The organism is Cupriavidus sp. UYPR2.512 (assembly GCF_000379565.1).
Lineage (GTDB): Bacteria > Pseudomonadota > Gammaproteobacteria > Burkholderiales > Burkholderiaceae > Cupriavidus.
On sequence record NZ_KB902856.1, the window covers coordinates 1 to 11,853 of the forward strand.

An 11,853-nucleotide genomic window follows, 5' to 3' on the forward strand; every position below is an offset into this window, starting at 1 on the left:
GGATGAACGTATTACGGGGTGTGTAGGGCCGATCAGCGGGCTCTTTGTGCCGCCTAATCGCCCGATTGCCTTCCTCATCCACTTTCAAATACCTTCATCGCGTTTTGACGACTGAGATGAGCCCGCAATCCGGCCGCGAACCCAGTCATGAACCTGATGTTTTGAATCGCGCTTCACCTCAACTCCGACGAGCTCCTAGCCGCCGGCTCCGCCATCCACACGCTGCGTCACGCGCGCGACAAGGTGGTGGCCTCCACCCAGGGCAGCTACGACGGGCTGTTCGATCCCGCCCTGCCTGGCCTGACGCTCACCGAGCGCCTGCTGGTCGCACTCTACGCCGCCCGCCTGGCCGGCGCCGCTGACCTGGTGGCCCACTACCGCGCCCGCCTGCAGGCCATCGACGCCAACACGGCTCTGGTCACCGTGGCCGGGCAAGGCAACCCCGACACGCTCGCCGACGCACGCCTGCGCGCCATCCTGGTGTTCACCCGCACGCTGAGCGAGCGCCCGGTGGAAGGCGACCAGGCCGCCCTGAAGACCCTGCCCGCGGCCGGCCTTGCCACACCCGACGTGGTAACGCTGGCGCAACTGGTCGCCTTCCTGTCCTACCAGGTACGCCTGGTGGCCGGACTCAAGGCAATGCAGGCGCTGGGCGCCGGCGAACCGGCCACCAAGGCCGTTGCCGCCACGGCCGGCACCATGCTGCCGAACCCGATCCGGGCGCATGGCTTCACCAATGAAGTGCTGGACTGGAAGGCCTGGCTGGATGTGGTCGGGATCGACAGCGCCACGCCCGGGCAGATCGCGGTGCTGGAGGAAAGCCATCCCAAGGCCAAGGTGTCAGACTACTACCTGTTCCTGGTGCACCAGCCCGAGATCCTGCGCCAGCGCTCCACCGCCTTCAACGCCATCATGTACGCGCCGGGCGGCATGCCGCGCGCCGAACGCGAACTGGCCAGCACGGTGGTGTCCCGCATCAACGGCTGCGTCTACTGCGCATCGGTCCATGCGCAGCGCTTCGAGCAGCTGGCCAAGCGCAACGACGTGATCCGCCAGGTGTTCGACGATCCCCGCACCGCCGGCACCACCGCGCGCGAACAGGCGATCGCGAAGTTCTCGATCGAACTGACCGAGCAACCGGCGGAAGTCACTGCCGGGCAGCTCAAGCCGTTGCGCGACGCGGGCGTTACGGATGCGGAAATCCTGGACCTGATCCACTCCGTCGCCATCTTTGCGTGGGCGAACCGGTTGATGCTGAACCTGGGCGAGCCGGTGTTTCCGGAGCCGTCGGCACAGTAAGGCGTCAGGCGCCCGCGGCAATGCCGCCCGCCAGCTGCAGCGTGCTGCCCCGCAGTTCGATCTTCACGGGATCGGTCTTCTTCCACTGCTTCTTCGGCACGACCAGCTTCCAGGCGCCATCCTTGTCCGGGCTGCGGAACAACGCCACCACGCCGACATATTCCGTGTCGGCGTGCATCGGCTCACTCAGACTTACGCTCGCCTCGGGGCGCAGGACCACGTCGCGGCTGGCGAGCAGGTCGGGCTTGAGCGATTCGAGATCATTCGCCTGCATTTGCGCATAGCTGAGCTGCTCAAACGTTTTTGGTTCCTTCAGCTGGTAGACGCGTACAACCGTCGACAGCGATTGTCCGGCGCCGCTGGTATTGAGCGACGCACGGCTGGCAAGGTCCAGGTTCATGGTCTTGACCTGGGTCGTGAAGGCCCATTTCGCTGCCTCGACCGTGCCATCCTTGACCGCCTGCCCTACGCCGCATCCCGCGAGCAAAAGCATGGCGGCAAGCACCGCGCATCGATTCCAAATCTGACGTTTCATGGTCTGGTTCCTGTCTTGCTGGTTTGCTTTCGGATCTTGTCCATCGGTACCTTAGTGCGCCATGACCGCTGCCGAACCATGCCCGGTCCAGGTGCCGAGCTGTACACGGGTCACGGTGAGCGCCGCGCCCGAACCGTTCAGTTGCGACGTGTAGCCGAGGCTCACCTTGTCTGAGTTCAGCGCTGGCGCCGGCATCAGCGCGGCGTCGACACGCATTTCCAGGCACGCATGGGCCGCGTAGCCGAGATAGAAGCGCAGCAGCGCCGTCACCTCGCGATGCTGTAAGTGCCCTGGCATCAGGGCCAATACCCCTTCGCGGGTTCGCGGCGTGATCACCACGCGCACGGTGTTGGCGCGATCAAAGAAGCCTCGGCCAAGGACGCAGTTCTCACCTAACGGCATGGGCTCGGCTGTGTCGATGCGCACCCACATGGCATGGAACTCTTCCACGCTGATCCGGGCGTCCGGCACGGCATGCTGCAGCACGCCGGCAAGGCCTTCCGCCGTGCGCGTGCGCTGGCTGGCCAGGCCCAGCATCGACAGCAGCTTGCGCGTGCCGACGTCGCGCTCCACCGGGGCCTGCCCATCCGCCCGGCCAAGGCCCAGCCCGAGCAGGCTCAGCAGGAAGCGCGAAACGTCGTCGTTGCCGCCCGGCCGAAAGCCCACGGGATAGCGATACTTGCGGCCGACCCGGTAGAACTGCGTAACAATTCGGTGGTGAAACAGATCGAGAAACGCCGCCAGCGGCTCGGCCCCGTCGCGGCGCTGCGCAATCTCATCAACGAAGTAAGACGGCATCCGCGCATCGACGCCATACAGCCCGAGGAAGGTCGTGCGTATCACCGGTGGGCGTTCGGGATGGTCGCTGTCGCGCTCCACCGCGGCAATCTCGCGTGCGGGGAACCCGAGCGCACCGTGTGAACGAAACCGTACCACTTCATTGGCCGGCGAATCCGTGGTGCCAAGCGGTGGCCGCCGCGGCGCCGACCGTTCGATCAGCTCGCACAACCGGAACAGATTCATCTGTGGCGCGGCGGCCAGCAGCGCCTCCAGCAAGGCACCGGCCGCGCCGGCCGTGACAGCGGAATCCATGCTCAAAACGGTGCCCCCTCGCCCTTGCTGTCCGGCCACGCGACACGCTTGCCGCCGGGCTGCGACACGACCACCAGCCGCGTATACAGGTTCACGGAGGCGTAAAGGGACAGGAACCGGTTGAGCATCTCGCCGAACAGCTCCACATCGCCGCCGCCCGCAAAGCGGGTACTGTCCAGCGCCACCTCAATCTCCACCCCGCGCAGCAAGCCGCCCTTGACCAGTTTCTGCAGCGGCCGGTGCCGCACCTCGGTGATGGCGTCGATGCGCCGCCGGTTCAGCTCTCCCTCGGTCCAGTCATAGAGCGCGAGGCTGCCGCGCAGGATCCCTGCATCGAGCAGCGACAGGTAGTTGGGCGCAAGGTGCGACAGCACGCGCCAGTGGAAACGGTCGCCGGTCGGGGGATACACCGGCAGCGTCGGGGCGGTCAGGTTGCGCACCGTGCCGATGTTGGTGAAGCCGCCGCGCATGCGCGTGATGCCTGCCTCGCGCAGGCCCTTGCGCGGCAGCATGCCATTGGTGCCCGTGACCGACAGCGACAGTGTTTCCTGGAGCAATTCAGCCTGCCGCTCCCAGGCATGCCCGCCAAGCACCACCCAGGTGTCGAACCGGCCCGAGGGACCACGGCGCATGCGGGTGTGGAAGTAGCGCTCCGGCATCTCATGGCGCAACATGCCGCCACGGTGGCGGAAAGCCGCGAACGGCGCGTACTCGAACCGCTCGCCGCTGGCCACCTCGAAACCGCGCACGCTGTCGACCGAATAGGCCTCGACATGGTGGCCGTGATGTTCCATCGCGCGCACCCGATACTCGGTTTCGCGATGCGTCACCGAGACCGGATCCGCCTCCAGCTCGAACAAATTGATGATGGGCGTGCAATAGAGCCGCACGTTCTCGGCCGAGAAATGGATATCGTCCGGGAACGGCCGGGCCAGCACCGCCTCCACGTCCACATACCCGGCATCGGGCGGGATCGCACCCATGTCCAGCCCCAGCAGGTCAACGAACATGAACTTCTCGGGGAAGGTAAAGTATTCCAGCAGCAGCTGGTAGCCGCCGAAGGCGTTGTCCGCCTTGGGCCACAGGCGTTCGCCGGATGCAAAGCCCGCCGGCTCAAGGCGCAGGCCCGGCATCGGCTGCGGTGTGCCGGGCCGGTCCGCCGGCTCACCGGGCACCCGCACCTGCATCGCCAATGGCTTCGCTGTCAGCGCGGCGTACAGCGCCAGCGCCACCGGGCGGTCAGCATGCAGGTACAGGCGCAGGCGCGGCACCTGCCATGGCTCGCGGCGCCCTTGCAGCGGCAACGCAAGCCGCAGGCGGATCACGCAGCGGCCGTCTTCGCGCGCATAGGCTTGCGCCTCGGTCAGCCGCAGCGGAAACAGATCGACCGCTTGCGTGGTCCGGTAAACGCACTCGACGAAATCACCCTCGCCGGCCGTCTGGCTGCGCATGGGGCTGGGGATCGGGATGGGATCTGACATCACCTCCAGCCCGGCCGGCAGCGTTTCATGCCGCTGCACCGCGCCGGCGACCGGCGACAGCTCCAGGATCGACAGCGACGGGATCATGCGCAGGTAGTGGGGCCACAGCATGCTGACCAGCCCTTCGGTCAGCTCCGGCAATTCATCGTCGAGCTTATGGCGCAGACGGCCCATCAGGAAGGCGAAGCCTTCGAACAGGCGCTCGACATGCGGGTCGCGCTCGCCGATGCGGTCGATATTGAGCATGCGCGCGCGATCCGGGAACGCCTGGGCGAACTCCTTGCCCGCCTCGCGCAGGTAGCGCATTTCTGCCTCGTAGTAGCGCAGAATCTCGTTGTCTTGAGTGGGATGGTTCATGGGAGAGTTGCTTCGCTTGCCAGTCAGGCCAGGGCCACGGCACGCGCCGGGTCAATCGCGGTCAGGTCGCCCACCAGGGCTTCGATGCGCTGTGCCAGCGCGGCCTTGTCGGCGTCCTTGCGGGTCATGCGTGCCCTCAGCAGCCGCAGCTGCTGCTGCTTGGCCTCGAACACCAGCGAGGGTTCCCACGCCGCCAGTTCAAAGTGCTGCGCGGACAAGTCCAGCGCAGCCAGCAGGTGCAAGGCGGTATCGGCGCGGTCGGCACGCTCGGCCACGCGCGCCATCACCAGTTGCCGGATAAATCGGTCGCGCCCGCCATCGGACACCGGCAAGCCTTGGAACCAGGCGAAAGCGGCATCCAGGCTTTGCTGGCCGGCAAGTTCGGCTGCCTGCGCCTCGGTCTCGGCCCAGTCGGTGCTGGCCGAGGCCACCGATACCGGCGCCGTCATCTCGCCGCGCTCCACGTCCCGCACGGTGGCATGGCGCGCAATCCATGCGAGCGTGGTGTCGTCCGCGAATGGCGAGCCATCGGCAAAAGCCAACTGCTCGAGTCCAGGCAGCCGCTCCAGCATCAACGCACAATCCGTTGCCAGCAAGTCGCGCACGCATGCGTACTCGCCGCCCGCCTGGTCCTGCCCGACAAATGCGTAGTACTGCAGGTCCAGCCAGAAGTGATTCGCCCCTTCGGCGAAAGCCTGTTCGACCCGATCGAGCAACTCCGGCCATTGCTTCTGCAGCAGCAGGCGCTTGAGCTGGGCGCGCAATTCCGCGCGCGGCCCCAGCAAGCGCGTCTTGCCGCAGGTTTCGTGCGGGGGAACCTCGGTAAGCGTATCCCATCGCACGCAGCGCATCAGGCGGTAGGCGGCAAGGTAACCCTGTGGCTGTTCGCGCAGGAACAGCGCCATCTGCCGGGCACGGTCGAGGAGCTCGCGCGTGGAAGCGACCTCGCCGCCAGTGGGCAAGGCTGAAGCGAGCGGAGGGTGGCGTGCCTTGGACGGTTCAGCCGTGGCATCCGCGAGCGCGGCGGACGCGGCTTCGACACTACCCGCCACACGCTCCTCGAAGCGCCGAAAGAGTCCGTCGAGCGCCGGCCGCGCGGATTGCGGCCACTGCGCAGTGCGCTCCAGGATCAGTGCCAGCGCTGACAGCGTTCGCTCCAGCGGCGCATCAGACAGCCCCTGCACGCGCTCAAGCCGGCTGGTGAAGGTCGCCCCCGCCAGCCATTCAAGCGCCGCCTTGCGGCTTTCCGTCCGCGCCGGCAACAGCTCGGCACCAAACCTGTCGACCAGCGCCGACAGCAACTCGAAACCGTCGCTGACCCCTTGCGCGCCATCGCGCCGCATGCGCGCGTAGACATAGTAGGCTGCAAGGCGCACGTCCTTGGCGGCAGACTTCAGCAGCTTTTCAGCCAGATCAATAATCAGCGTATCGTTGATGTCCGATAGTTTTGCCACCTCGTCCTTGATCGCGAGGAAGTCATCGTCATAGCCGGGATCGCTGCCAACTGCAGCGTCCGGGCGGATCGGCTGCAGCCACGGCTCCCAGCGGGCCTGGGTGGAACGGGCAAGATCCGCGGGGGCGCGCGCGCCAAAGAGTGCGTTGAGGAGATTGGCAAGCATGGATTCCTTCTGCGCTGTGGCTATGTGCGTTCACGGGGCGCAACGCCGGCAACGGCCTGCTTTCGCTCGTCCGTGAAGATGCGCGCCGGCAGCACGAAGCCGCGCAGCGCCAGCATCTCCAGCGGGCCCTGGCCCACTTCGGTACGCAACTGATACCGGATCGGATAGGACATCCGCGCGGGTGCGGGGAGCTTCGCGGCGCGTGCCGTGAGGCTGTCCCCATCACTGTCAGCACTGCTGTCCGCATTCGCCTTGGATTCGGGCGTGTCAGGCACGCCACGCCAGGTCAGTTGATAGGTTGCGCTGTCCAGCGGCTCGACCTGCGCCCGCTCCAGCATCCGGACCAGTCCCCAGCGCCCGCCGAACTCATAGCTTTTGTTGGTGCCGGCCTGCTCGGTCTGCCATTGCAGCCGGGTGCCCAGGTCCTGCAGGTTGGCGGCCGGCCAGTGCATCGCCTGCCAGGTTTCGCGCTGGTTGTAGTAATGCAGCTTCTGGCCGTCGAGCATCAGCACGGTGTCGGTCAGCCCCGGCGTCGGGATCGGCCTCACCTCAAAGCGATATTGCGGCTCCCCTTGTGCCAGCATATGCGCAGCGATGCGCTGCAGGATGTTGACCGCCTTGAGGAAGGCCGGATCGAACGACAGCGCCTGACCACCCGTCGCCGCAGGCACCCATTGATCGCCCTGCAGCGCCAGCACGCCGGCCAGCTGGGTGCCGAGGAACGCGCCTATCAGCCCGCCTTGCGGGCTCAGGAAGCGCGCCAGCTCGGGCAGAGAAGCGTCATTGGCGGTATCCGCAAACGGATAGCGGCCGGCAAACGACCTGCCCCACGCCACCGCGATGCCCTGCCGCCAGGCATCGTTCAGGCTGGCTTGCGCGGGCTGCAGCACCCTCTGCGTCGCCTGCGCGATCGGCCGCACGAACAGCGCCTCGCCCATGCCCGCCCATTGGTTCCCCAGGCTGGCGGCGATCAGTTGCGCATAGGCCTGCGTATCGGCAAGCTCAGAACCCTTGCCCTGGAACAGCGCTTGCGCCATCTGGCGCGCCTGGGCGTCGGCATCCGCGCTATTGGTGACCTGTTGCAGGCGCAGGCGCAGCGCCGTTGCGCGGTCGAGAAAGCGCTGCAGGCTCAGGTCATCGTTGCCGCCCCGCCCGGCCTGGCCCTGCCCCACCAGCCGCAGCACCGGCCCAAATGCGGCACCGAGCGGGCCCGACGCATCCGGCCTGCCCGCTTCGGGCCCCGCTGCCTGCTTGCCCAGCAAATCCTGCGCCTTCGCCACCAGCGTATCGGACAGGCTGTCCTTGCGCGCCCCCGCGCCGCCCTGGTACTCGAGCGACTTCATCAGCGCAATCACCGGCGACTGGCGCGCATCCGCCATCAGCTTCAGTTGCCCGATTGCGGCCGGCAGCGTGCGTGCCGGCTCCCATTGCAGGCTGTTCATGAAGTCTTGCCAGTGCTCCGCATAGTCGGCGAAGTACTGCTCGGTCAGCGCGGCTTGCAGCGCCTCGGGGGAGCGGGCCCCTGGCTGCGGGATGACGCCCGCGCCTTGCAACACCCAATCGCTGGCGACCTCCGTATGCTTGGCGGCCTGCTCAATGGCGGGCGCGATGTAGCCCTCATAGGCCTGCCGGGTAAAGACACCAGGTACAGTCGCCGCGGCACGCACGAGCCCTCGGGGATCGGTACCGGACGTAAGCACTGCGAGGGTCTGGTCCGGGTACTTGCTGTTGTTGTCCCCGAACGTAGTCAGGATGCCTTGGTAAATCGTTTCCTCGGCATTGCGCTGCCCGATGACCGCCAGCAACGTCTGGCGTGCACCGGCCACCAATTCCGGTCGCGGCTCGATCGCCCAGCCTGGATTCGCCTTCAGATGACGGGCATGGAAGCCGAGCAGGCGCTCGGCAAGATCCTGCTGCGCACCGGGCGTTACGCGCGCATCGGTCGACCAGTGCTGCACCAGCTGCGGCACCAGGAACGCCGCCTCGGCACGTTCAGGCTGGGCCAGCATCAGATAGGCCTTCAGCACTTGATGACCGCCCAGTGCCCACTTGCTAGTCTGTTCGTTCAATGTCGCGGTTTGCATCTGCCCAAGATCGACCAGCGACGCCTCCAGGTCCTGCTGCACCGGCGTCGTGAGCAAATGGCGGCTGGCCTGCGCATAGGGCTTCCACAGGGCATTCAGCACCTCCTTGTCCCGATTCAAGCCGAAGCGCGTGGCTAGCAGTGCGTGATGCTGAGTACGGTATTCGTAGCGCTCGATCTGCTGCTGCAAGGCCAGCAGCGCCCGCAGGCGGGCCGCCGCATCAGGTGCGCCGTTGAGATCGGTCACGGCTTGCCGCGCGGCACGCACATCCCGGCTGTTCAGCATCCCGGACAAGACCATGCCAGCGCTCCACAGTGCAATGGACGCCAGCCCGAGCGCACAGAGCACGGTCATCGGGTGTCTGCCAGTACGCCGACCTGGCTGGCGCCGCGCGGCTTCGCTCAGATACGACCAGAGGGGAAGATCAGCGCCAGGTTGTGTCTCAGAATCCGTCGGGCCAGCAGCCGGAGATGGCGCGAACACCACGCCGGCAACCGGAAGCCGCCGGCGCTGGCCGGTCGTCAGGCTGGCGATCCAGTCGGCCATTGGCTTGGCGCGGGCATCGAGCCGCTGCGAGAGCGTGCCCATATAGCGGTCCGCCTCATTCTTGATCAACTGCGCTACGCTACGCTGAGCCAGCGCATCGCGCAGGGTCTGCAGCGCATTGTCGATGGCTGTAGCATTCGCGTCCCGCCCCAGTGCACAGCCAATGACCGTGGTATTGCCATCCCCTGCAGTGTCACCGCCGGAGACATCGAGCACGTACACCGGAGCGGACCAGCGCAGGATTTCGGAAATGTGCGCCAGCGTCATGCGGCAGGGATGGGCGCCCGGGCGTTGCGCGAGTAAGCTGGTGTCACCGTTGATGGTGAGGATGACCGCGTCGACCGGGCGGCGACGGCGCAGTTTGTAGAGTTGTTTTAGCCAGGCGGTGTCGGGGCGGCCGTCCTTCCCGCTTCGAGCAAAAAGCAGCACCGCATCGTTTGTGACTAGCCACCCTTGGGCAGTTAGCGCTGGCAGCAGCCCAGTGATAGCGACGTCGTCACCGGTCAGCAGCAACCATGGACGGCGACAGCGATAGCGCCACCCCAGTTCCTCCCGTAGCACTCGACGAAGTTGCTGAAGCGACCCTGCAGCGGATCCCATTAGCCTCTGGCTTTCAGCGAGGCTGCCTTGGGTTGTTCCAGCCATGTCCGTTTGATGAACACGCAGCCATCTTCCAAGCGAGCGGACAGCATCCATCCAGCGCGCCCAGCGGTCAAGCGACGCGACCACTGCCAGCACCAATGCGGAAATGGCGACTACCGACAACCACCAACTGCGCTCCTCGGGCGTGTTGATGCCTGCGTACTCGCCCCAGAAAACAATAGCCAACATAGCAAGCAGTGAAGCGATCAGTATCGAGACAAGATCTAACGGCAGTTTCTTCATCGCTTAATACAAGATTTCAGGCAGGCAACTGCGAGGCACTCTCGAACGATACTCACCGGGATACCGCTCATACATCCATATACGAGACGTGCTGGGAGGCGAGCAGGAGCGGACCCGGCTTGCAGCGGCATACACATAAGTCGTCGCTCAATGCCGCTTCACGGCCGTCCGGTCCGGTCATCGCCATGCGTGGACCCACGCAGACGATCTGTCCGACTGTTTTGCAGACCGGGCACCAGACCGGATCACTCTCATAGGCCTGCTCCCGGCCGCCCAGGAGATCACTACCCTCCCCGCCTGTGACAATGCCCCCGGCCGTTGTTGAATCCCCTTTCCTGATGTCGTAGCGTCTTACCAAGATTCGCTCCTTGTTTGTGACCTTTTTATCGATAATCCCAGCCCATTACGTTGGCGACTCTGAAAGGATTGGGCCTGGCCCCAGTCCGTCTTCCACCCGCCGCACAATCGCGGCATTCACGCTATCCATCTGGCCACAGAATAGAATCTGATTCGGAGCAGCCGCAGACAATGACTTTGCGCCGCAGGCGACTGCAAGCCACGGCGCGGCAATGCCCGCATGCCCAACCGTCTGGTCCAGATCCGTTGGCTTTACACTGAGTTTCAGGTTCAAAGCTGTCGCACGCAGAATGCCAGTCTGCGCTGAACCAAGACCGGTCTGCCAGCCGCCGATAACCTGCGATGCCTCGAGCTCACCCCACTGCAACGCACGACATATAGCGTCATCCAGTTGGTCGAGTGGTCCTTGAACCGGGCGATGCAGATTGCCATCGCAAGCAACTGCATTCCGGCTTGCCTGATCTCCTGGCATGAGCAAAACAGCCACACCGGCTTCCGCAGCGCCGACAGGCGGCGTTTCACTCAGTAGTGGATACAGTTGAATTGTGACGAAGAGCCTTGCCTCGCATTCATGGCCGGCAGCAAGTTGATCTAGCCAACTGTCAACGGCATCGAGCTGCACGGGCTTCGCATCGTCAATGACATGCATTCTCCGAAGCCGTCGTTCCACCCAACACTGCTGCCAGAGTTCCAGATAATCCTTGCGAGACAATCCGCCTGACACCCAGAGATGAACGCCAAGATCAGTTGGCGATGGCAGCGATGCAAGACGCTCAGCCATTTCCTCAAGCAGTTCCGAAAATAGCCAACACACTACCTTCATTTGGCGCGACTCGTCGTCTTTCCTTGCTCCGGATTTGAGCTCCACACCAGGCACATGCAGCCAGCGTGCCTGGACGGGATCGCCCTCACTGAAGATCGGATTCAGGGACTCGAGTCTTACCACGTCGGACTTAATGCTCTGCACAGCATTCTCGGACCGGTCAGACGAAAATCGATGTGCCGTGCCAACTACCGCTAAAGGTCGCGCTGCCGCCTCCAAGATGCCCGCGTTGTAATCGCAGACGGCTTCATTGCGCATCAACACGTCGAGTTTGTGACCCTCGTAAAGCGCATAGCGACGAAGTACGGTCAATCCGGCCACTCCCAATGGAAGAAGGAAGAGGCTTATCCAGAACCGCCAGGTATTCGTCGCCAGGTGCTTCGGCCAAATCAACAGAACGGCCAAGCCGCATCCAACCGCCATCAGAATGAAGGTCAGCCCCCAGAATAGCCGGGAGGGCGGAACTTCCGCGATCGCGACTTCCTTGGGTAGAAGCGAAAAATCTACCGCCATGCCTTGCCCTTACTCATGGGTCGGTAAGTTAGTCGACAAGTTGGAACTTCATGGGCCCTGCATCGGTCGGATCGTGCATGAAGCGAGACGGACGGACATTTGATCATCAGACGCTGGAGGCGATTCGCCTCATGGCGATTGAGCGGGTTCGTGAAGGCGAGCGGCCGGCAGACGTGATTGCCTCCTACGGATTCAATCGCACCACGATCTATAAATGGATAAACGCTGCCCTTAAACCGGGCGTGGGTATCAATGCGCTGCG

9 protein-coding genes are annotated in these 11,853 nt (G+C 64.7%); 2 read left to right on the forward strand and 7 right to left on the reverse strand.

Features of this window, described 5'->3' with window-relative positions; all coding sequences use genetic code 11:
• Positions 1-243 precede the first annotated feature (243 nt).
• A complete protein-coding gene (locus tag A3A5_RS40760) occupies positions 244-1,299 on the forward strand; it encodes a peroxidase-related enzyme (RefSeq protein ID WP_018309609.1) in 1,056 nt (351 codons plus the stop codon).
• 4 nt (positions 1,300-1,303) lie between these two features.
• Here A3A5_RS40760 and tssJ read toward each other — a convergent pair whose 3' ends face one another.
• The 7 genes from tssJ to A3A5_RS0105495 form a co-directional block, all read right to left on the reverse strand.
• Positions 1,304-1,834 (reverse strand): type VI secretion system lipoprotein TssJ, encoded by a 531-nt coding sequence (tssJ, locus tag A3A5_RS0105470; protein ID WP_035811851.1) that lies wholly within the window; start codon positions 1,832-1,834, stop codon positions 1,304-1,306.
• Between the two features lie 51 nt (positions 1,835-1,885).
• Positions 1,886-2,926 carry a type VI secretion system baseplate subunit TssG gene (gene tssG / locus A3A5_RS0105475; RefSeq protein ID WP_018309611.1) on the reverse strand — a complete coding sequence of 347 codons (1,041 nt, stop codon included), beginning with the start codon at positions 2,924-2,926 and terminating at the stop codon, positions 1,886-1,888.
• A 2-nt stretch (positions 2,927-2,928) separates the two neighbouring features.
• The gene (tssF, locus tag A3A5_RS0105480) at positions 2,929-4,764 is read right to left on the reverse strand and encodes a type VI secretion system baseplate subunit TssF (RefSeq protein ID WP_018309612.1); all 1,836 of its coding nucleotides are present in this window, start codon (positions 4,762-4,764) and stop codon (positions 2,929-2,931) included.
• A gap of 23 nt (positions 4,765-4,787) precedes the next feature.
• Entirely contained in the window at positions 4,788-6,383 is a 1,596-nt protein-coding gene (tssA, locus tag A3A5_RS0105485) for a type VI secretion system protein TssA (protein ID WP_018309613.1), read from the reverse strand.
• A 20-nt stretch (positions 6,384-6,403) separates the two neighbouring features.
• Positions 6,404-9,898: an ImcF-related family protein gene (locus A3A5_RS0105490; protein WP_026200486.1), complete on the reverse strand. Its 3,495-nt coding sequence runs from the start codon at positions 9,896-9,898 to the stop codon at positions 6,404-6,406.
• A 67-nt stretch (positions 9,899-9,965) separates the two neighbouring features.
• Positions 9,966-10,256: a PAAR domain-containing protein gene (locus A3A5_RS40765; RefSeq protein WP_081623807.1), complete on the reverse strand. Its 291-nt coding sequence runs from the start codon at positions 10,254-10,256 to the stop codon at positions 9,966-9,968.
• A 45-nt stretch (positions 10,257-10,301) separates the two neighbouring features.
• A complete protein-coding gene (locus tag A3A5_RS0105495; protein WP_018309615.1) occupies positions 10,302-11,591 on the reverse strand; it encodes a hypothetical protein in 1,290 nt (429 codons plus the stop codon).
• Between the two features lie 77 nt (positions 11,592-11,668).
• On the opposite strand from A3A5_RS0105495, the gene A3A5_RS40770 reads away from it, so the two are divergent.
• Positions 11,669-11,853: helix-turn-helix domain-containing protein (locus A3A5_RS40770; protein WP_198293105.1), on the forward strand; the 185-nt coding region annotated here is incomplete at its 3' end.

Coding starts and splice junctions, on each gene's coding strand:
- tssG (WP_018309611.1), bottom strand. CDS start 2,926: ATGGATTCCGCTGTCACGGCCGGCGCGGCCGGTGCCTTGCTGGAGGCG.
- A3A5_RS0105495 (WP_018309615.1), bottom strand. CDS start 11,591: ATGGCGGTAGATTTTTCGCTTCTACCCAAGGAAGTCGCGATCGCGGAA.
- A3A5_RS0105490 (WP_026200486.1), bottom strand. CDS start 9,898: ATGAAGAAACTGCCGTTAGATCTTGTCTCGATACTGATCGCTTCACTG.
- tssJ (WP_035811851.1), bottom strand. CDS start 1,834: ATGAAACGTCAGATTTGGAATCGATGCGCGGTGCTTGCCGCCATGCTT.
- tssF (WP_018309612.1), bottom strand. CDS start 4,764: ATGAACCATCCCACTCAAGACAACGAGATTCTGCGCTACTACGAGGCA.
- tssA (WP_018309613.1), bottom strand. CDS start 6,383: ATGCTTGCCAATCTCCTCAACGCACTCTTTGGCGCGCGCGCCCCCGCG.